Here is a 20,051-nt window from a genome sequence, read left to right as displayed (position 1 = left end):
CGGCGCATCAGCCCGGCAGTGGGATCTCCCGTTGGCGGTCCCACGGTTCCGTCCAACCGAGTCGGTCGAACAGCGCATCCAGCAGCATCGCGGTGAAGCCCCACACCAGGTGCTCGTCCCCGTCGGCCTCGATTGTGAACGCCGGTCCGCGCCACTCCTGACCACTGCGGCGGAGCACGGTTACGCCGCGGTTCGCCGGGTCGAGCAGGTCGGCCACCGGCACCCGGAACACCGCCGCCGACTCGTGCTCGTCGACGACGCGGATCGGTGAGGGGTCGCGCCACCAGCCGATGACGGGCCGGACCAGGTGGTTCGAGAACGCCAGGGGCACGGCTGGCAGTGTGCCGAGCACCTCGACGCCGGCGGGGTCGAGTCCCGTCTCCTCCTGTGCCTCGCGGAGTGCGGCGGCGACGGCGTCCGCGTCACCGGGGTCGATGCGTCCACCGGGGAACGCGACCTCGCCGGCGTGCGCGCGCAGGGTCGTGGCCCGGGCGAGGAGCAGGACGTCGAGGTCGCGCGGGACCCCGGGTGCTGCTGCCGGTCGGTCGCTCGGCGCGTGGTCGAGCGCGCCGAAGAGCATCAGGACCGCGGCCCGTCGGGGCGAGGCCGTGCTGCCGGGTTCGACGAGCGGCCCACCGTCACCCCAGCCATCCGCTGCGACCGCCGCGAGTGCAGCCCGTACCGATCCGTCGTGCGTCACCCGTTCACCCTAGGTGTGCGCCACCGAGAGGTCTGGCGGCACCGTCGCACCGGACGCTGAGCTGGGGGTCGTTCGAGTGCCGCCTGAGAGCTGCACAGGTGGGAACTGTGCGAACCGGAAGCGCCTGGGTGCCCCGTTCGCAGCGGGCCGCCGCCACGATTGCATCGTCCGCCGGGAGGCCCCATGTTCCACGATCTGCTCCGACCCCTGTTCCACGTCGCCGTCGTCGCACCGGCCGTGCTCGTCCCGGTGGACGTCGCCGCCGGGCTCCTCGCCGTCGCCGCGCTGCTGCCGGCGTTCGGTCGTCGCTCCCGGCACCCGGTCCGGGGGCTGGTCTGGCGGCTCGGTGCCGTGGCCGTCGGTGCCGTGATCGGCCTGGTCGCGGTGTGGTGGTTCGGGGACGTGCAGGACCTGTACGGGGTGTCGTTCACCCCGATCACCCGGATGTGGGTGGCCCTGGCCTTCGGCGCTGCCGGCCTGCTCGTGGTGACGGTCGTCCAGGGCGGCTGGGTCCGCCGCGTGCTCGGCGTGCTCGTGGCGGTGGCGGTGGCCCTGGCCGCCGTCCTCGGCGTCAACGTCGACTTCGGGGCGTACCGCACGATCGAGCAGGCCGTCGCGACGGATCCGTACCCGTCCGGTCCGATGGCACACGAGACGGGGGTGGGGCGCGCCTCCAGTCCGGTGGTCGACCCGGCCACCTGGCGAGCCCCCGCCGACATGCCGCGACGCGGGGAGGTGCTCTCCGTCGCCATCCCGTCGACGGTCTCCCACTTCCACGCGCGGCCGGCGGACGTGTACCTGCCGCCGGCTGCCCTGACCGACCGACCACCGACCCTGCCGGTCCTGATCAGCCTGGCCGGACAACCCGGCCAGCCGAGCGACATGTTCCAGGCCGGTCGGCTCGGCGCGGTGATGGACGCGTTCGCCGAGGCCCACCACGGACTCGCCCCGATCGTCGTCGCGCCCGACCAACTCGGGGCACCGGACCGGAACCCGATGTGCGTCGACTCGCCCCTCGGGCACTCCGCGACGTACATCACGACCGACACCACGGACTGGATCCGGCAGCACCTGCGCGTCGGGGCAGCGCCCTCGGCCTGGGGCATCGTCGGGTTCTCGCAGGGCGCGACGTGCGCCATGCAGTTCTCCACCGCGCACCCCGGCGCGTTCGGCACGACCTTCGCCATCTCGAGCGAACTCGCACCCCTGAACGGCTCCGTCCAGCACAGCATCCAGGTCGGGTTCGGCGGCTCCGCCAGCCGGTACGCCGCAGCGGCACCACGGGCGATCATGCGGGCGCACGGTCCCTACCCCGGGCGCCTGACGGTGTTCGCCTACGGGAGCGAGGACGCACCCTACGTCGCGTCGACCACGGCGCTCCGCGCAGCTGCGGACGCCGCGGGGATGCAGACCCGACTGTTCGTGTCCGAGGGCTCCGCGCACGACTGGAACACGGTCCGCCACGCCCTGCGCGTCGGGATGCCCGGCGTCATCGCGCACCTGGGCCTCCGGTGAGCGCGGTGACCGCGGCCCTCGCGGGGGCGAATCCGAAGCGTCTCGTGCCGGTGGCTCGTCGGTACCCACTGACGAGTGTCGTCTCGGCCCTGACGATCGTCGCCGGCATCGCCGCCGTGGTGCTCCGCTGCATCGGCGCGCTCAGCGGTCGGACGCCCCACATCCTGAGCGGGACGATGGGCCCGCTCAGCGTGGTCGCGGTGACGAGCAGCGTCGTCGGGTTCCTCGTCACCTTCGTCGCCGTCGTGGTGTGCACCGGGGCGTCCGAACGGCTGCTCGGCTGGCGGCGCACCCTGCTCGCGATGGTCGTCACGACCGTCGTGGGGACCGGCCTCGCTGCCGTGCTGCAGCTGTTCGACGGTGCCCCGGCGACCCGTGGCTTCCTCGTGCACCTGGGACACGTCGGCCCCTGGACCTGGATCGTCGGGACCATCGCGACCGCGAGCGCCTTCGCCGGCGCGCTGTGGCGACGCCGGATCCGGGTGGTGTCGATCGCCGTCGTCGCCGCGCTGCTGCTGTACTCCGGGCACGCGTCCGACCTGCACGCGGCGCTCGCCCTGCTCATCGGCCTGGTGCTCGGCCGCGTGTTGCGGCGGTCGCCGGTGCGGAGCGGCTGGACCCGGAGTTCCTCACGCGAGACCCGCGTGCTGCTGGTGGCCGCGGTGACGGTGTCGGCCGTCGGCCCCGTCCTCGCGCTCGTCACCGGTGCCCAGCTCGGGCTGCTCGCCCCGCTCGCCGTGGTGCTCGACACCGGGCCGACCGGGCGGATGCCGCACTGCTCGGTGACCGGGGTGACCGCCAGCTGCGTCCGGGCGCTCGCCGCGGTGCACCCGCACGGCCCGCTCCAGTCGCTGCTGGCTGTGATGCCGCTCGTGGTCCTGGCGGTCGGTGCGGTGGGGCTCCGACGCGGCAGCCGGTTCGCGCTGTGGCTCGTCGTGACCGTCGACCTGATCACAGGCGTCGCGACCGCGGTCTCGTACGGGGTGCTGCCCGAGCGGCACCACGCCGTCGTGCAGCGTCTGGCCTCGGACCACCTCGCGGTCTCGCTCTCGCTCGTCGCGTCGGTGCTGGTGCCGATCGCCACCGCCGTGGTGCTCGTCCTTCGCCGCGCGGACTTCCCGGTGCGGACCGACCGGCGACGACTGCTGGGGTTCGCCGTCACGGTCGCCGGATCGGCCGTGGTGCTCGCGGTCGTCGTCGTCGGCGTCGCCGTGGCTTCGGGCGACAGCGTGCGCGCGCCCCTCCACCTGGCGCTCGCCGTGCTCGGTCCGATCGCACCCGTGACCCTGCCCACGCACCTGGCGCAGGCCGAGCCGGCGCTGCGGTTCGTCGTGGGCATCTCGGGCCCGCTCCTGTGGCTCGCGGTGGCGATCGCCGCGGTCCGGCCGACCGGGGCCGGGCCCTCGGACAGCGACCTCGACGGGCAGGACGCCGCGCGGGTGGCCGCTCGGGCGCTCCTGGTCGCCGGCGGCGGCGACACCTTCGGGTGGATGACGACCTGGCCCGGCAACGAGTACTGGTTCACCGAGGACGGTCGCGCCGGCGTCGCCTACCACCGCACCGGCAGCGTCGCCGTGACGACCGGCGGCCCCTTCGGGCACGAGGACGCACGGCTTGCGGCGCTGGAGGGCTTCGCGCGGGCCGCGGACGACCACGGCTGGACGCCCGTCTTCTACGGCATCGACGCCATCCTCGGTGCTGCACTCGCACGACTCGGATGGACGACGCTTCCCGTGGCCGAGGACGCCGACCTCGACCCGCGCACCTGGACGACGACGGGCAAGCGCAAGCAGGACGTCCGCACGGCCGTCAACAAGGCCGCACGGTCCGGCACCACTGCGCTCTGGTCGGACTGGGCTTCGCTGCCCGGATCGGTCACCCGCCAGATCGAGGCGATCTCGGAGGAGTGGGTCGCCGAGCGCGAACTGCCCGAGATGGGGTTCACCCTCGGCGGCATCGACGAGATGCGTGACCCCGCCGTCCGCACGCTCGTGGCCCTGGGCGAGGACGACACCGTGCTCGCCGTCACCAGCTGGCTGCCCGCGTACCGTGCCGGGCAGGTGGTCGGGTGGACGCTCGACGTGATGCGCCGCGCGCCGGACGCGCCCAACGGTGTGATGGAGTTCCTGGTCGCGAGTGCGGTCGACCGGATGCGCACCGACGGTGCCGAACGGCTCAGCCTGTCCGCCGCCCCGCTCGCGTCCTCGGCGGAACCACAGGGCGCCGGCCGGAGCGGCGTCGAATCGGTCCTCGACGTCGTCGGTGGTGCGCTCGAGCCCGTCTACGGGTTCCGCTCCCTGCTGCGCTTCAAGGCGAAGTTCGGGCCCGACCTGCACCCCCTGGTGATGGCGTACCCGGACCCGGTGGCGCTGCCCACGATCGGCGTCGCGATCGTCCGCACCTACCTGCCGGGGCTGTCGCTGCGCCAGGCGGTGGCGATCGTGCGGGAGCGGCGTCCGGCACACGGAGTCCGGGCCGAGCCGCCGGCGGAACGAGTGGGCTGACCCGGACGGGCCCGCCGCGCCGTCGGTACGTTCGGAGCATGGGAACCGAACGGGCCGACGGACCGGCCGTGGACGAGCACGATCCGTACGAACGCCGCCCCGGGTACGTCACGAGTGGCGACGGCCGGACCGACCGGATGACCACGGACATGTTCGTGGGCATCGCGGTCGGGTTCGTCCTGGTGATCGTCTTCGGGTCCTTCCGCATCGTCGAGTGGATCGCCATCGGAGCTGCCGTCGTCATCGGCGCCGCGGTGTGGTTGGTCCTGCGCAGCCGGCGACGGCGTGCAGATCGCCGCGCGGGTCGGTCGCCCGACGCCGTCCCTCGTGCTCGGGACCGCGCGATCGCCGAAGCGAACGGTGGGCGCCGGTTCTTCGTCGCGCAGAACCCGGTCGTCGTCATCGTGATGGGCGCAGTCTTCATCGGTGTCGCGGTCGCCCCGCTGCTGTTCGGAGGGGTCTCCATCGGCCGGATCGTGACCGGGGTCATCGTCGTCGCGAGCGGCGTCGTCTGCATCGTCCAGGGGATCGGCACCCTGCGGGTGCGTCGTCGTGAGCGCAGCGGCGGTTGAACCGCGGTCGACAACCGCCGCCCGAAATGGGCGCATCCGCGTGCCCCGCGGACCGATACGCTCACCACCGTGACTGCACTGCACGCTGGGCGACGCTTCGGCACCACCCGAGGCGAGTTCGCGCTCCTGATGACCGTGACCGTCGTCCTCGGACTCGTGGTCCCGGCAGGCGGGCTGCTGGCCGCGTTCGGTTCGCTGCTGACCGGCGTCCGTGACGACCGTCGCCGTGTCCGTGCCCTGTTCATCGTCGGCCTGAGCCTGTTGGTGCTGCAGGTCGCGTTCGTCGCCTTCGCGCTCTGGGGGCCGACCCAGGTCTGCGCGTCGACGAACGGCGGCCCCGAGACCTGCCAGACGTACTGGCCCTGGGAAGGCTGACGCGTCGTCGACGCGACCACAGGGCGGACGGGAGGCCCGGTGCCAGCTGGCACCGGGCCTCCCGTCCGTACCGGGTGGACCATCGGGCGTCAGGTCGCCAGTGCTCGCATGTTGCGGGACCGTGACCCGGCAGGGCGTCTCGTTGCCGTACTTCGTCCCGACGGGTGGTGCAGGGTCCACGGTGGCGTCGACAGCGGCCTACGACACCTGCGGCCAGGTTGGGTGGAGCGAGTAGGAGTGCACGGACTGCGGCGCCGTGCTCACGGGGTTCCGCCGGGCCCTGCGGTGAAGAGCCCGCCGCGACGAAGCGGCGCCCGCACGCTGAGCAGGCCGAGGCCGGAGCGAACGGGGGCAGCGCCGGCGCGAACTCCGAATCGTGTTGCTGGTTACCGCAATGTCGCTGAGGAACCATCGCGTGCGCCGGTTGTCCGGCAGTACGGTCCGGGAACAGCCTGACTCGAGGCTGCGCGAAGCCGAGCCGAAGGCGACCCGATGGAAAAGCGCGACAAGCGACGGCCTCGCGCCCTCGCGTTCAAGAAGGATCTCGGCGCGCAGTTCAGCGATGATCCGATGCGGACGAGAGCAGCTCAGGTCGCGCCACGACTCCTCGGTGCGGCGAAGGCGAGTGCTACGCGAACGCACACCGCAGGCGGCTCGACAGCGAACGGCGGACTCCGCAAGGTCGGCGCTGAGCCGGTCCCGTCGCAGCTCGGTACGGCGCGCGAGGGGCTCTTCCTCGCCAGCAGGAGCGTCCCGATCGAATGTGGAGTCGCGCGCACGATCAGCCCGCAATCCCTGCCGGTCGCGAGGATCGTGGATCTCGAGTTGCGCGATGCAGAGCTCGACGAGCGCGGCGGGTCCGAGTGGCAAGCCGTCGAGGTGCTCACGGAGTCCTGGCCTCCGGTCATCGAACTCGCTGCAGAGGAGCTGGCGGCGGACACCATCGTCATGCCCGTCGTCGGCGATCGCGTGCACTACAGCCGCGGTTCGGGGCACCTCATCGGGCTGCAGGGAGTCGTCGTCGCGTCCGATGACGGACGAGCTCTGCCGCGGGGGCTACGGTCCGTGCAGCTCGATGATGAGGCGTGGCCGGTCGTCGTCGCGGTGGTGTGCCTGGATCGGATCTAGCTGATGCTGCGACCCGGTCCCGGTCCCGGTCCCGGCATGAGCGCCACGATCCGCTCGTGCCGGGGCCGCTGTCAAACGGCCGGGCCGAGGAGGCGCCCGGTGAACTCGCGCAGGGCCTGCACGGCCCGCTGCGACAGCGTCGCGTCCGGCATCATGCTCGTCGACCCGTGGAACGCCCCCGGCCACACGTGCAGTTCCGCCTGGACTCCTGCCGCCCACAGCGAGCTGGCGTAGGCGACGGTCTCGTCGCGGAACACCTCGGTGCTGCCGCAGTCGATGTACGCGGGCGGGAGCCCGGTGAGGTCGGTCGCGCGCCCGGGTGCAGCGTAGATCGACACGTCCTCGCCACCACGCCGGTCACCGAGGTAGGCGTCCCAGCCGAACCGTGTCATCTCCCGGTCGGCGACCCCGACACCGTCGAACTGCCGAGCCGACAGGGTCGCGTCGCGGTCGTCGAGCATGGGACTCACGAGCACCTGGCCGATGACGGAGGGCCCCTGTCGGTCGCGGGCGAGGAGGGCCGTGCCGGCGGCGAGACCGGCCCCGGCGCTCTGCCCGACGAGGACGATGCGCTCCGGGTCGATGCCGAGTTCGTCGGCGTGCTCGGCTGCCCAGACGAGACCGGCGTAGCAGTCCTCGACCGGGTACGGGTCCGGGTGCTCCGGCGCCAGACGGTAGCCGGGGCTGACCAGGACGACGTCGTGCACCAGCAGCCACTCGTCGTAGGAGTCGAGGTTGCCGAGGTGGTGGCCGAACACCATGCCGCCGCCGTGGATCGCGTAGGCCAGGGCAGCTGTACCGGTACGGCCGGTGCGTTGGATCACGGCGAGATCGATCGGGGCGCCGCGGTGCCCCGGGATCGTGATGCTGCTCCGTTCCAGGCCGCGAGCATGCAGCCCTTCGTCGAGCTGCGCCTCCGTCATGTCCAGCTGTCGCATCTGCGGCAGCATCTGGGTCGTGAGGTGGAAGCGGCCTCGCGCGTCCATGGCGGTGAGGAAGGGCACGAACTCGGGATCGAACGGCGGGCGGGGAAGGGCGATGGTGTCAGGCACGGGAGGTCTCCTCGGTGATGGTGGTCCGGTCGGTGTGTGCAGGGGTGGTGTCGGCAGGTTCGGCCGGGGCTCCGTCTTCCGGTTCGACGGTGGGCCGGGCTCCGAGCATGCCGAGCACGCCGAGCAGTGCTGCGACCGCGGCGAGGCCGAGGCCGGCGACGGTGAGGGCGTCCTGGAAGCCCTCGATCCGGGCGGCGGTCCAGGTGGTCGTGGTGATGCTCCCGGCGACGAAGGCGGCGACGATGGTCCCCGCCGCGGCAACGGCGGCACCGCCCGCGAGCTCGCTCGAGGTGTCGACGAGCGCCGCTCCGACGGAGGTGCGGTCCGCGGGCAGGCCCGTGAGGACCGACGCGCCGGCGACGACGCCGACGACCCGCATGCCGGCGGCGACGAGCACGAGCGCGACGAGCACCCACGGGTACCCGTACCGGCTCAGGGCGCCGAAGACCGCGAGACCGGAGACGACCGAGACGGCGCTCATCCAGGCGGCGCGGCCCAGGCCGACCCGTTGCACGAACGGCCCGACGAAGCGGCCACCGACGAGCAACACGACCACCTGCGGCAGCGTCCCGACCGCGGCCAAGGCCGGCGACCACCCCCAGGCGAACTGCAGCTGCAGGGTCACGAGGTACGACAGTCCGGCGACGGCCAAACCCGACGCGGCCTTGAACGCGAGGCCGCTCGAGACGAGTGGTCGGGCGAGCAGGTGCAGGTCGATCAGCGGGTGCCGCGCGGTCCGCTCGCGGGCGACGAACCCCACTCCGCAGGCGACGGCGAGCGCGAGGACGCCCCACCCCCACCAGCCGGCGGCTCCGGACTCGACCAGGATCGTCGGCGCCACGAGCGCTCCAGCCGTGGTCACGGTGCCGAGCAGCGCTCCGACCACGTCGACCGGATCGCGACGGAGCCCTGCCGCCTCGTCGCGGGTGACACCGAACCGGATGCCGACGAGCGCGAGGACCGCGATCGGCACGTCGGCCAGCAGCAGCACCTGCCACGGGGCGACGGCGAGCACGAACCCGCCGACGGTCGGACCGATGGCCAGCCCCACGAGCCCGGCCGTCGAGATGACGGTGAGCGCCCGCACCCGGAGACCTTCGTCGTCGAAGAGGCGGAACGCCAGCGCCATCGACCCGGGCGTCGTCATCGCCGCGGCGACGCCCATCGTTCCCCGCACGGCGATCAGTTGCTCGGTCGACGTGACCACCGCCGTGGCGAGGCTGGCCAGGGCCAGCAGGACGAGCCCGGCGAGCATGACCCGACGGCGTCCGATGCGGTCGGCGACGGCGCCGAGGAGCAGCATCAGCCCTCCGAAGGCGACCGAGTAGGCACCCGAGACCCACTGCAGTCCCGTCGTCGACGAGCCCAGGTCGCGGCCGATCGTCGGCAGGGCGACGTTGAGCACGGAGTTGTCGAGCATCTCGAACAGGAACACCGCGGACAGCCCGGCGAGGGCGATCCAGGCGTCGCGCAGACGAGGAGACGAGTCACCGGCAGGCACGTGCCCGGTGGTGAGAGCGGGACTGGGGGACACGATGGCGCACTCCTTCGAGGGAAGAAGTGGCGACTCGTTCGATGCCGCGTGCGGGTGCGTCGCAGATCGCGACGCCTTTTACCTCAGTGATCGAGACCATACACGGACTGCTCGCGCGAAGGAAGTCGGCGGTCGGAGCCCCTCTCGCTACCGGGACCACTCCTCGTCGATGCCGGCGAGCCGCGACGGGTGCAGCACGCCGCCGAGGCCGTCGAACCGCTGGGAGCTCATGATGGTCGGCGCACGGGAGGTTGATGACGCACTCGCCGTTTTCGAGCTCCGAGCCAGTCTCGCCAGACCTGGGAGCGGTCGCCGACGGTTTCCGACATCACAGTTCGAGGTGGGAAGTGGCAGGACCTACCCTGGACGGATGCTCTCCCGCCGCGAAGCCGCCGTCCGGCTCGACATCCCCCTCGAGATGGCGACCCGCCACGGCATCCCGTCGCGCCTGAGCGAAGCGGAGCTCGACGCGATCGAGCAGGACCCGCCCGCCTGGCTCGTGCAGTCCCGCGCCAACCGCACCGGCACCAAGAAGGTCTGGACGCGCCTGGAGTGCGTGGTCTGCGGCTTCGACGAAGAGGCGCGTCCGAAGAAGTGGTGGCCCGAGTGGGACTACCTGATGTGCGACTACCACGCCCCGTACCAGGCGCCGGAGCCCACCGCCGGCCTGACGCGGCGTGAGGTCGAGGGCATCGGCAGCCGTTTCATCGCGCTCGTCGACGAGAAGCGCTAGCCCACAGGCTCCGCAGGGCGCGCCGCGGCCAGCAGACGTGACCAGGCACGCGACGGGAGGCCCGGTGCCAGCTGGCACCGGGCCTCCCGTCGCGTCGTGGTGGGAACCTGCGGACGCTACTCGGTCGTCGAGACCCAGTCGATGAGCAGGTTGCCCTTCTCGCCCCAGTTGCCGACCTGGAACATGAAGCGGTGCGGGGTCGTCGGCACGTCGTGGGTGACGGTGCCCAGGACCTTGCCGTCGACGCTGTACGTGACGGACTCACCGGGGACCCAGTCGACCTTGTAGGTGTGCCAGTCGCGCCACGAGACGCCGGTGCCGAGCTGGACGCGCTCGGCTTCCTTGCCCGGGGTCATCGAGTGGTGGAACACCGAGGGGCTGTCCTCGAAGTTGCCCTCGGGGAAGTCGATCTCGCCGTCGGCCCACACGTTCGACGTCGGCCACAGCATGAAGGCCGCGCCGTTGCCGTCGCCGCCGGTCGCCTTCGCGCGGACCGAGAACGAGCCACCGACGTGGTCCCAGGCGCCGTCGGAGGACCCGAAGGTGCCGGCCGCTCCGGCACCGGTGCCGAGGGCGACGTCCATCACGCCGTCGTGCACCGACACGGTCTTGCTCGGCGCGTAGATGCCCGAGGTGCCGTCGGGGTAGGCCTGCCACGACTGCGGGTAGAGCGACGAGACCAGGCCGGTGACCGCGTTCTTGGTGAAGTCCTCGACGAACGAGGCGTCCGGTGCGATCGCGGAGAGGTCCGCGGGGGATCCATCCGCTTCGGGTGCCGCCTCCGGCGCGGCCTCGGGCGCGGGCTCGGCGACGGGGGCGGAGTCCTCGATCGGCGCCGAGTCCTGCTCGGGCTCAGCATCCGGGGTCCACTCGTCGGTGGGGGCCGGGGTCTCCGTCTCGTCGGGGGCCGGCGTCGGGGTGGGGTTCACCGGGGCGTTGTGCCAGCGGCGTTCGCCGTCCCAGCCCCACCAGGTGCGGGCGGAGGCGGCGGTGGGGACGCCGAGGACCAGGGCGCCGGCGGTCGCGATCGCGAGGATCGCGCGGTGGCGGATCATCGGGTGCCCCCTCGGGTGGTCAGGGGCGTGGACGTGTTCCGTGGGGTCGTGCCGCGCGAGGGCGTGCACGTGCTTCGGGTCGAGATGTCGGGCTCCTCGTGGATGCTCGGGCGCAGGATGCGGGGAGGGACGGACGCATCAGCCGGCCGGATGCCGAGGGTTTCGTTGACACGTCCACGGACATCTTGCATCATTTGTGACCCGTTCGGGGGGCGTCACGGAAATCGACCGACGAACGCCCGGTGTCCGACCGTCGAACGTGCACGGTGCAACGCGCGGCGAGCCGACGGGTCAGACCCGGGGGATCGGCTGCAACCGCTGCAGCTGCGTCACGTGCCCCGGCTCGAGCTCATCGAGCGAGGCCACCCCGAGCAGCCGCATGGTCCGCTCGATCTGCTCGGACAGGATCTGGATCATCCGGTCCACCCCGGCCTCGCCGCCGGCCATCAGCCCGTACAGGTAGGCACGGCCGACCATCGTGAACTTCGCGCCGAGGGCCACGGCAGCCACGATGTCGGCGCCGGACATGATGCCCGTGTCGAGGTGCACCTCGGTGTCCTTCCCGACCTCCTTGACGACGGAGGGCAGCAGGTGGAAGGGCACCGGGGCGCGGTCCAGCTGCCGGCCGCCGTGGTTCGACAGCGTGATGCCGTCGATCCCCAGGTCCGCCAGGCGCTTGGCGTCGGCCAGCGACTGCACGCCCTTCACGACGACCTTGCCCTGCCACTGGTCACGGATCCAGGCGAGGTCCTCGTAGGTGACGGTCGGGTCGAACATGTGGTCGAGCAGCTCGCCGACGGTGCCGGACCAGCGGTCGAGCGACGCGAACGCCAGCGGCTCGGTGGTCAGGAAGTCGAACCACCACCACGGCCGCGGGATCGCGTTCACCACGGTCCGGGCACTCAGCTGTGGCGGGATCGAGAACCCGTTCCGCTTGTCCCGCAGCCGCGCACCCGCGACGGGGACGTCCACGGTGACGAGCAGGGTGTCGAAGCCGGCCTGCTGGGCGCGGGAGACCAGCGCCATCGACTTCTCGCGGTCCTTCCACATGTACAGCTGGAACCAGTTGCGCCCGTGCGGGTTGGCGTCGCGGACGTCCTCGATCGCGGTGGTGCCCATGGTGGAGAGCGAGAACGGGATGCCGGCACGTCCGGCGGCCCGGGCACCGGCCCGCTCGCCCTCGGTCTGCATCATCCGCGTGAAGCCCGTCGGCGCGATGCCGAACGGGTAGGACACCGGCGCCCCGAGCACCTGACGCGAGGTGTCCACCCTCGACACGTCCCGCAGGATCGCCGGGGTGAACTCGATGTCCTCGAACGCCTGCCGGGCACGGGCGAGGGAGATCTCCGCCTCGGCCGCGCCCTCGGTGTAGTCGAACGCGGCCTTCGGGATGCGACGGGCGGCGATGTCCCGCAGGTCCCAGATCGTCAAGGCCTGTTCGAGGCGCTGACGCCGACCCGGCAGCGAAGGCTTCTTGAACTGCATGAGCGGCGCGAGGTCCCGCACCGTCGGCAGCTGCCGCTTGACCCGCGTGCGGGCGGCGGACGCGGCGCCTGTCGCGGGTGCCGGTGCGCCTGTCGCGGGGTCGATCCGGTGCTGGTCGTCGGTCGTGGTCATGCGTGGCTCCTGACGGGGGATCGATCGGGATCGGCGCGCGACGACGCCGAGGGGGTGTACCGCACGGGCTCGACGCTCCGTGCGACGATGCTGCGGAGTGCCTCCAGTGAAGCCCCTCCGAGGCCCGCGAGTCCGACGGCGCGCGCCTGCACCAGCACGTTGCCGAGCGCGGTGGCCTCGACCGGCCCCGCCACGACCGGCAGGCCGGTCCGGTCCGCGGTCAGCTGGCAGAGCAGCCGGTTCTGCGAGCCGCCGCCCACGACGTGCACGACCCGGATGGCCTTGCCGGTCACGTCGGCGATGGTGCGCAGGGTCTCGGCGTACGCCGTCGCGAGCGACTCGAGGATGCTCCGGACGAACTCCGCGCGCGAGGCGGGGGCGCTCATCCCGTGCGCCGCGCACCACGCTGCGATCCGCGCCGGCATGTCGCCGGGTGCGGTGAACGACTCGTCCGCGGGGTCGAAGACGGGGACCGGGGCGGTGACGGCCGCGGCGGAGGCGAGCAGGGCCTCCAGGTCGACCTGGTCGCCACCGCGCTCCCAGGTGCGGACGCTCTCCGACAGCAACCACAGTCCGGACACGTTCTTCAGGAACCGGACGCGACCGTCGACACCGCCCTCGTTCGTGCAGTTCGCGCGTCGCGCCGCGTCCGACAGGACGGGCGCGTCGAGCTCGACGCCGACGAGCGACCACGTGCCCGACGAGATGTAGGCGAAGTCCGGCTCCGTCGCGGGGACCGCGACGACGGCGCTCGCCGTGTCGTGCGAGCCGACCAGCGTCACGTCGGCCTGCCCGCCGACGAGCTCGGCAACGGACGGCAGCAGGGGGCCGAGTCGGTCGCCCGGGTCGCGCAGCGTGGGCAGCAGCCCGGCCGGGAGGCCCGCAGCAGCCCGCACCGCCGGGTCCCACCCACGGGTGGTCGCGTTCAGTGCCCCGGTCGTCGAGGCGTTCGTGCGTTCGGCCGCCTCGACCCCCGTCAGCCAGTACCCGAGCAGGTCGGGCACGAGCAGCGCACGCTGTGCGAGTTGCAGCGACGGGTCGGCAGCCCACTGGAACAGGGTGTTGAACGGCAGGTGCTGCAGGCCGTTCCGGGCGTACAGCTCGGCGGCGTGCATCCGGTCGTGCACGGGGACGACACCGCCCTGGTGCCGGTCGTCGCGGTAGTGCGACGGCAGCCCGAGCAGTCGGCCGTCGCGGAGCAGGCCGTAGTCGACCGCCCACGAGTCGATGCCGACGCTGGCGATCGCGGGGTGCTCGGCGAACGCACGCCGCAGCCCCTCGGTCACCTGCCGGTACAGCTCGACGACGTCCCAGTGCAGGGCGTCGCGGCCGGTGTCGTCGTCGCCCTCGTGCAGGGTGACGGGGCCGTTCGGGAACCGTGCGACGTGGTCCATCCGGACCCCGTACTGGTCGACGTGGCCGACGATCACCCGGCCGCTGGTGGCCCCGAGGTCGACCGCGGCGACGCTTCCGCTGGTGTGCATGCTCGTGCTCCTGCTCGTCGCTACCGCAGGAAGGCCGCGGCGACGCCCGCGTCGACGGGCACGTGCAGACCGGTGGTGTGCGAGAAGTCGTCGGTGCAGATGGCGTAGACGGCGTTCGCGACGTTCTCGGGCACGACCTCGCGCTTCAGGATCGTGCGCTGCGCGTAGAACCTGCCGAGGTCCTGCTCCTCGATGCCGTACGTCTTGGCGCGGTTGGCACCCCAGCCGCTCGCGAAGATGCCGGAGCCGCGCACGACCCCGTCGGGGTTGATGCCGTTGACGCGGACGCCGTGCTCACCGAGCTCGGCCGCGAGCAGCCGCACCTGGTGGGCCTGGTCGGCCTTCGTGGCGGAGTAGGCGATGTTGTTCGGCCCGGCGAACACCGAGTTCTTCGACGAGATGTAGACGATGTCGCCGCCCAGGCCCTGCTCGATGAGGACCTTCGCGGCGGCCTTCGACACCAGGAACGAACCCTTCGCCATCACGTCGTGCTGCAGGTCCCAGTCCTGCTCGGTGGTCTCGAGCAGGCTCTTGGACAGCGACAGCCCCGCGTTGTTGACGACGAGGTCGAGGCCGCCGAAGTGCAGCAGGGTCTGCTGGATCGCCCGGTCGATCGCGGCGGCGTCCGTCACGTTCGCGGCCACGCCGATCGCGCGGTCGCCGGCGCCGATCTCGGCGGCGGTCTCTTGCGCCTTCGCCAGGTCGAGGTCGGCGATGACGACGGCGGCACCCTCGGCCGCCAGGCGCTTCGCGATCGCCTTGCCGATGCCGGACGCTGCCCCGGTGACCAGGGCGATGCGCGTCGCGAGCTTCCTGGGCGCGGGCATCCGCTGCAGCTTCGCCTCTTCGAGTGCCCAGTACTCGATCCGGAACTTCTCGGCCTCGTCGATGGGGGCGTAGGTGCTGACGGACTCGGCACCGCGCATCACGTTGATGGCGTTGACGTAGAACTCGCCGGCGACGCGGGCGGTCTGGGCGTCCTTGCCGTACGAGAACATCCCGACGCCGGGGACCAGCACGATGAGTGGGTCGGCGCCGCGGATCGCGGGGGAGTCCGGCGCCCGGTGCCGGTCGTAGTACGCCTGGTAGTCCGCGCGGTACTGCTCGTGCAGTTCGTGCAGGCGGGCGGTCTGCTCGTCGACGCTCGCCGTTGCGGGCAGGTCGAGGACGAGCGGCTTGACCTTGGTGCGCAGGAAGTGGTCCGGGCAGCTCGTGCCCAGTGCTGCGAGGCGCGGTGCCTGCTCGCTCGCCAGGAAGTCGAGCACGACGTCGGTGTCGGTGAACCGGCCGACGACGGGCTTGTCGTGTCCGGCGATGCCGCGGATCGTCGGGGCGAGGGCGGCGGCGCGTGCACGGCGTTCCTCGGTGGGCAGGGCCTCGTACCCGGGACGGACCGGGCCGAACGGGTCGGCGGTGCCGTTGGCCGCGAGGTACTGCTCGGCGGTGTCGATGATCCAGCGGGAGTTCGCTTCGGCCTCATCGCTCGTGTCACCCCAGGCCGTGATGCCGTGGCCGCCCAGGATCGTGCCGACGGCGTCCGGGTGGTCGTGCTGCACGGCGGCGATGTCGAGCCCGAGCTGGAACCCGGGTCGGCGCCACGGCACCCAGACGACCCTGTCACCGAAGATCCGCTCGGTCAGGGCCGGACCGTCCGCCGCCGTGGCGATCGCGATGCCGGCGTCGGGGTGCAGGTGGTCGACGTGGGCGGCGTCGACGAGGGCGTGCATCGCGGTGTCGATCGACGGCGCTGCACCGCCCTTGCCGTGCAGCGTGTAGTCGAAGGCGGCGACCATCTCGTCCTCGCGCTCCACCCCGGGGTAGACGTCCTGGAGGGCACGGACGCGGTCGACGCGCAGGACCGCGAGGCCCGCCGGGGTGAGGGTGCCGAGGTCGCCCCCGGAGCCCTTCACCCAGAGCAGCTCGACCGGTTCGCCCGTGACCGGGTCGGTGTCGGTGCCCTTGGCGGAGGTGTTCCCGCCCGCGTAGTTCGTGATCCGCGGATCCGAGCCGAGCGCGTTCGAGCGCGCGACCAGCGCCCGGATCGTGGTGTCTGCGTCGGTGCCGTGCATTGCGGGGTCCACCCGTGCCTCCACTGTGTTCGTCATGTTCCTACGCGCCCCAGCCGGCCTGGACGCCGCCGACGCGGTCCGCTGCGATCGACTGCTGGTACCCGGACTCCAGGTAGGCGCGCATCGGGTTCGCAGGCAGTCCGCGGGACTCGCGCCACTCGGCCAGGTCCTTCCGGACGTCGGTCTGGTACGCGTCCATGAAGACCTCGTTCGCGCCGAGGACGTCGTGCGCCTCTTGCGCGGCGGTCAGTGCGACGCGGTCGAGGAGCAGCGCGCGAGCCGTCATCTCCTGCACGTTGAGCACCGAGCGGATCTGGCCGGGGATCTTGTCCTCGACGTTGTGGCACTGGTCGAGCATGAACGCCACGTCGGGGTTGTCGTAGCCGCCGCCGCGGATGACCTCGACCAGGATCCGGAACAGCTGGAACGGGTCTGCGGCGCCCACGATCAGGTCGTCGTCGGCGTAGAAGCGCGAGTTGAAGTCGAAGGAACCGAGCTTGCCGAGACGCAGGAGCTGCATCACGATGAACTCGATGTTCGTGCCGGGGGCGTGGTGCCCGGTGTCGAGGCAGACCATCGCCTTCGGCCCGAGTGCCGCCGTCTGCACGTAGCTGGTGCCCCAGTCGGGGACGTCCGTGTGGTAGAACGACGGCTCGAAGAACTTGTACTCGAGCACCAGTCGCTGGTCGGCGCCGAGGCGGTCGTAGATCGTGCTGAGCGACTCGTGCAGGCGGTCCTGGCGGGAGCGCATGTCCTCCTGCCCGGGGTAGTTCGAGCCCTCGGCGAGCCAGATCTTCAGGTCGCGGCTGCCGGTGGCGTCCATCACGTCAATGCAACGCAGGTGGTGGTCGATCGCCTTCTGCCGGATCGTCTCGTCGACGTGGGTCAGGGCACCGAACTTGAAGTCGTCGTCCTGGAACGTGTTCGAGTTGACGGTGCCGAGCGACACCCCGTGCTCCTCGGCGTGGCGCTTGAGGTCGGCGAAGTCGTCCACCAGGTCCCACGGGATGTGCAGCGCGACGGTGGGGGCCAGGCCGGTGTACTCCTGCACCTGGGCGGCGTCGGCGATCTTCTCGTAGGGGTCGCGCGGGGTGCCCGGCGTGCTGAACACCTTGAAGCGGGTGCCGGAGTTGCCGAAGGCCCAGCTGGGCAGCTCGATCTGCTGTCGTGCCAGCTGGTCGGCGATGCCGGCGAAGCTCGGGGTCGATGTCATCGTGTCACTTCCTCGTGTGCGATTGAATCGTTTCATACGGTACGCGCTGCGCGGGGGCCGCGCAACCGTGGTGGGTGGGGTGGTGCCGCAAAACACCGGTGTTCACGTGTTGAACACGCGCGTTCGGGGGTTCGACGCGCGAACACCGGTGTTTTGCGAGCCAGGCCCCTACGCGGCGGGGACCGCGGCAGGCGCGCGCAGGTCGTGCGTGCCCGCGCCGACGCGCTGCTCGGGGGCACCCGGCAGGCGCACCAGGGCCGAGACGCCCTCGGGCACGGTCGCCCGGACGCGCAACTCCCCGTCGACGAGCTCCCACCGCACGGCGACGTGCCCGTGCACCGTGTCGAGCGAGGTCTCCGCCCACGTCAGTCCACCGCCCGGCTGCGGCGCGATCAGGACGGCCGAGTACCCCGGTGACAGCGGCGACAGGCCACCCACCACCCGGTGCATCCAGTCCGCCACGGCACCGAGTGCGTAGTGGTTGAACGAGGTCATCTCACCCGGGTTGATCGTGCCGTCCGGCAGCATCGAGTCCCAGCGCTCCCACACCGTCGTCGCGCCCATCGTCACCGGGTACAGCCACGAAGGGCACTCGGTCTGCAGCAGCAGTCGGTAGGCGTCCTCCAGGTGGCCCGTCTGCGTCAGCGCGTCGGTGATGAAGGGCGTCCCCGCGAAGCCCGTCGAGATCCGGTACCCGGACGCCTCGACCAGCTCGGCGAGACGCTCGCCGGCCACGGCCTGCTCCTGCTCGGACAGGATCCCGAACACGATCGCCAGCGTGTACACCGTGGTCGCGTCCGACAGGATCCGCCCGTCGTCCTGCAGGTAGTGGGTGCGGAACCCGGCCTGGAGGCGCGTGGCGAGTTCCCGGAACTCCGCCGCTTCCGCCTCGTGACCACCCAACAGCTCCGCCGCGTCCGCCACGATCGTCGCGGACCGGTAGGCGCAGATCGTCGCGACGACGCCCTTGTCGGCCTTCGCGTCGGCCGGGGCCTCGGGCGGGGCGTCCGGGTCGAGCCAGTCGCCGAACTGGAACACGGTGTCCCACAGGTCCTCCGGGGACAGGTGGTCACGGACCCGGCGCAGGTGTGCGGCCATCGAGTCGAACTGCTCCTCGAGCACCGCGGTGTCGCCGTACGCCTGGTACAGGGTCCACGGCACCCAGACGCCGGCGTCCGACCAGACGGCGGTCGCGTCGGGCTTGCCGAAGTCCTCGGCGGGGGAGTACTTCAGCACGTCCGGCACCACGAACGGGATGACCCCGTCGGCGTGCTGCTGCTCGAGCCAGACGTCGCGCAGCCAGTCGGCCAGGAAGGTCCGCGTGTCGAACAGGTACGAGGCCGTCGGCGCGAACGCGGCGATGTCGCCCGTCCAGCCGAGTCGCTCGTCGCGCTGCGGGCAGTCCGTCGGCACGCTCAGGAAGTTGCCCTGCATGCCCCGGACGACGTTGTCGTGGAAGGTGTTCAGCAGTTCGTGGCTCGATTCGAAGGTGCCGGTCCGGGTGAGGTCCGAGCCGACCTGCACGGCGGTGACCGCGGCGCGGAGCTCGTCGTGCGTGCCCGGGAACCCGTCGACCTGCGCGTAGCGGAACCCGTGGAACGTGAAGCGGGGCTCGAACGTCTCGGGCTCGTCGTCACCGCGCAGGGTGAAGTGGTCCGTCGCCTTCGCGGTGCGCAAGGGGCGGGTGCCGAGCTCGTCGTGCTCGAGCACCTCGGCGTGCTGCAGGGTGAGCACCGTGCCGGCCGGGCCGGTCGCGGTGACCCGGACCCAGCCGACCAGGTTCACGCCGAAGTCGACCAGGGTCGCTCCCGACGGGCTCGTCCAGATCTCGACCGGGGCGATCTCGGCGAGCGGACGCACCGGCGGCACCGTGTCGGCGACGAGTTCGCGCTCGCCGATGTCGACCGTGTGCACCGTGCTCGTGCGGCCCTGGTGGCCGTCGACGCTGGGCACGGTGACCTCGCCGGGCGTCAGGAACGAGCCGTCGCGGAGTCGGGCGTCGATGTCCTGCCCGTCGTAGAGCTGGTCCGCGGTGATCGCACTCGACAGGGCCTGCCAGTCGGTGTCGGTCGTCACGCGCTGCTCGTGCCCGTCGGTGAAGGTGATCCGGAGTTCGGCGAACCCGGCGCGCTCGTCCGTGTACCAGCCGCCACCGCCGCCCCAGGCCAGGCGTCCGGCGGCCCAACCGTTGCCGACGATGAGCGCGAGCACCGCGGGATCGCCCGGTGCCGCGTCGACGAGGTGTGGCGTGACGTCGTGGGACACGACGCGGATGCGCCACTCGTAGCTCGTCCACCCCGGTTCGAGCAGGTGGTCGGAGACGCGCTGTCCGCCGAGCCAGGCCTCGACGACGCCGAGTGCGCTGACGTCGAGCGTGGCGGCTGTGACGGCGCCGTGCCCGTCGTCGAGGGTGAACTCCCGACGCAGGATCGGGGCGCTGCCGAGGTCGCTGTCGGCCGCGATGAACGGTGCGGTCCAGGTGGTCATGTGATGGTCCTTT

General features: G+C 71.9%; 15 protein-coding genes. 6 read left to right on the top strand and 9 right to left on the bottom strand.

The genetic code is table 11. The annotated features are described in order from the left end of the window. Positions 1-7: 7 nt before the first annotated feature. Complete coding sequence (locus DEJ27_RS14530) at positions 8-700, bottom strand: CoA pyrophosphatase (protein ID WP_258369959.1); 693 nt, start codon at positions 698-700, stop codon at positions 8-10. A gap of 183 nt (positions 701-883) precedes the next feature. Here DEJ27_RS14530 and DEJ27_RS14525 point away from each other — a divergent pair, with 183 nt between their 5' ends. The 5 genes from DEJ27_RS14525 to DEJ27_RS14505 all read left to right on the top strand — a co-directional run bounded on the left by DEJ27_RS14525 (position 884) and on the right by DEJ27_RS14505 (position 6,794). Then, positions 884-2,215 (top strand): esterase family protein, encoded by a 1,332-nt coding sequence (locus DEJ27_RS14525; protein WP_111091261.1) that lies wholly within the window; start codon positions 884-886, stop codon positions 2,213-2,215. Between the two features lie 50 nt (positions 2,216-2,265). Continuing rightward, positions 2,266-4,719 (top strand): bifunctional lysylphosphatidylglycerol flippase/synthetase MprF, encoded by a 2,454-nt coding sequence (locus tag DEJ27_RS14520; RefSeq protein ID WP_146244708.1) that lies wholly within the window; start codon positions 2,266-2,268, stop codon positions 4,717-4,719. Positions 4,720-4,757: 38 nt separating this feature from the next. Next, positions 4,758-5,291: a hypothetical protein gene (locus DEJ27_RS14515; RefSeq protein ID WP_110862304.1), complete on the top strand. Its 534-nt coding sequence runs from the start codon at positions 4,758-4,760 to the stop codon at positions 5,289-5,291. A gap of 69 nt (positions 5,292-5,360) precedes the next feature. Then, positions 5,361-5,666 (top strand): hypothetical protein, encoded by a 306-nt coding sequence (locus DEJ27_RS14510; protein ID WP_110862303.1) that lies wholly within the window; start codon positions 5,361-5,363, stop codon positions 5,664-5,666. Positions 5,667-6,158: 492 nt separating this feature from the next. Further along, complete coding sequence (locus tag DEJ27_RS14505) at positions 6,159-6,794, top strand: hypothetical protein (RefSeq protein WP_110862302.1); 636 nt, start codon at positions 6,159-6,161, stop codon at positions 6,792-6,794. Between the two features lie 71 nt (positions 6,795-6,865). On the opposite strand, the gene DEJ27_RS14500 is transcribed toward DEJ27_RS14505, so the two are convergent. Next, positions 6,866-7,846, bottom strand: coding sequence for an alpha/beta hydrolase (locus DEJ27_RS14500; protein WP_110862301.1), 981 nt, complete (start codon positions 7,844-7,846; stop codon positions 6,866-6,868). Then, the gene (locus DEJ27_RS14495) at positions 7,839-9,266 is read right to left on the bottom strand and encodes an MFS transporter (protein WP_375231901.1); all 1,428 of its coding nucleotides are present in this window, start codon (positions 9,264-9,266) and stop codon (positions 7,839-7,841) included. Before DEJ27_RS14495 ends, DEJ27_RS14500 begins: the two co-directional genes overlap by 8 nt. A gap of 484 nt (positions 9,267-9,750) precedes the next feature. Here DEJ27_RS14495 and DEJ27_RS14490 point away from each other — a divergent pair, with 484 nt between their 5' ends. Then, positions 9,751-10,113 carry a hypothetical protein gene (locus tag DEJ27_RS14490; protein WP_111091258.1) on the top strand — a complete coding sequence of 121 codons (363 nt, stop codon included), beginning with the start codon at positions 9,751-9,753 and terminating at the stop codon, positions 10,111-10,113. 116 nt (positions 10,114-10,229) lie between these two features. On the opposite strand, the gene DEJ27_RS18085 is transcribed toward DEJ27_RS14490, so the two are convergent. The 6 genes from DEJ27_RS18085 to DEJ27_RS14460 all read right to left on the bottom strand — a co-directional run bounded on the left by DEJ27_RS18085 (position 10,230) and on the right by DEJ27_RS14460 (position 20,038). Then, positions 10,230-11,168 (bottom strand): glycoside hydrolase family 16 protein, encoded by a 939-nt coding sequence (locus tag DEJ27_RS18085; protein ID WP_111091257.1) that lies wholly within the window; start codon positions 11,166-11,168, stop codon positions 10,230-10,232. Positions 11,169-11,459: 291 nt separating this feature from the next. Continuing rightward, positions 11,460-12,785, bottom strand: a complete 1,326-nt coding sequence (locus DEJ27_RS14480; protein WP_181430168.1) for an alpha-hydroxy acid oxidase — start codon at positions 12,783-12,785, stop codon at positions 11,460-11,462. After that, a complete protein-coding gene (locus tag DEJ27_RS14475) occupies positions 12,782-14,269 on the bottom strand; it encodes a rhamnulokinase family protein (RefSeq protein ID WP_111091256.1) in 1,488 nt (495 codons plus the stop codon). The genes DEJ27_RS14480 and DEJ27_RS14475 overlap by 4 nt, the downstream gene beginning before the upstream one ends. A 20-nt stretch (positions 14,270-14,289) precedes the next feature. Then, on the bottom strand, positions 14,290-16,338 hold the full coding sequence (locus DEJ27_RS14470) for a bifunctional aldolase/short-chain dehydrogenase (RefSeq protein WP_111091255.1): 2,049 nt from the start codon (positions 16,336-16,338) through the stop codon (positions 14,290-14,292). Between the two features lie 40 nt (positions 16,339-16,378). After that, positions 16,379-17,551 (bottom strand): L-rhamnose isomerase, encoded by a 1,173-nt coding sequence (gene rhaI, locus DEJ27_RS14465; protein ID WP_111091254.1) that lies wholly within the window; start codon positions 17,549-17,551, stop codon positions 16,379-16,381. A 168-nt stretch (positions 17,552-17,719) separates the two neighbouring features. Beyond that, positions 17,720-20,038, bottom strand: a complete 2,319-nt coding sequence (locus DEJ27_RS14460; protein WP_110862294.1) for a family 78 glycoside hydrolase catalytic domain — start codon at positions 20,036-20,038, stop codon at positions 17,720-17,722. Positions 20,039-20,051 lie beyond the last annotated feature (13 nt).

The sequence above is a fragment of the Curtobacterium sp. MCPF17_018 genome (assembly GCF_003234135.1).
Lineage (GTDB): Bacteria > Actinomycetota > Actinomycetes > Actinomycetales > Microbacteriaceae > Curtobacterium > Curtobacterium flaccumfaciens.
This window is presented reverse-complemented; position numbering and strand designations above follow the sequence as displayed.

What these genes read in the sequence shown, in the direction of transcription:
- DEJ27_RS14525 (WP_111091261.1), top strand. Translation starts at nt 884, where the DNA reads ATGTTCCACGATCTGCTCCGACCCCTGTTCCACGTCGCCGTCGTCGCA.
- DEJ27_RS14515 (WP_110862304.1), top strand. Translation starts at nt 4,758, where the DNA reads ATGGGAACCGAACGGGCCGACGGACCGGCCGTGGACGAGCACGATCCG.
- DEJ27_RS14505 (WP_110862302.1), top strand. Translation starts at nt 6,159, where the DNA reads ATGGAAAAGCGCGACAAGCGACGGCCTCGCGCCCTCGCGTTCAAGAAG.
- DEJ27_RS14495 (WP_375231901.1), bottom strand. Translation starts at nt 9,266, where the DNA reads ATGCTCGACAACTCCGTGCTCAACGTCGCCCTGCCGACGATCGGCCGC.
- DEJ27_RS14490 (WP_111091258.1), top strand. Translation starts at nt 9,751, where the DNA reads ATGCTCTCCCGCCGCGAAGCCGCCGTCCGGCTCGACATCCCCCTCGAG.
- DEJ27_RS18085 (WP_111091257.1), bottom strand. Translation starts at nt 11,168, where the DNA reads ATGATCCGCCACCGCGCGATCCTCGCGATCGCGACCGCCGGCGCCCTG.
- DEJ27_RS14480 (WP_181430168.1), bottom strand. Translation starts at nt 12,785, where the DNA reads ATGACCACGACCGACGACCAGCACCGGATCGACCCCGCGACAGGCGCA.
- DEJ27_RS14475 (WP_111091256.1), bottom strand. Translation starts at nt 14,269, where the DNA reads ATGCACACCAGCGGAAGCGTCGCCGCGGTCGACCTCGGGGCCACCAGC.
- DEJ27_RS14470 (WP_111091255.1), bottom strand. Translation starts at nt 16,338, where the DNA reads ATGCACGGCACCGACGCAGACACCACGATCCGGGCGCTGGTCGCGCGC.
- rhaI (WP_111091254.1), bottom strand. Translation starts at nt 17,551, where the DNA reads ATGACATCGACCCCGAGCTTCGCCGGCATCGCCGACCAGCTGGCACGA.
- DEJ27_RS14460 (WP_110862294.1), bottom strand. Translation starts at nt 20,038, where the DNA reads ATGACCACCTGGACCGCACCGTTCATCGCGGCCGACAGCGACCTCGGC.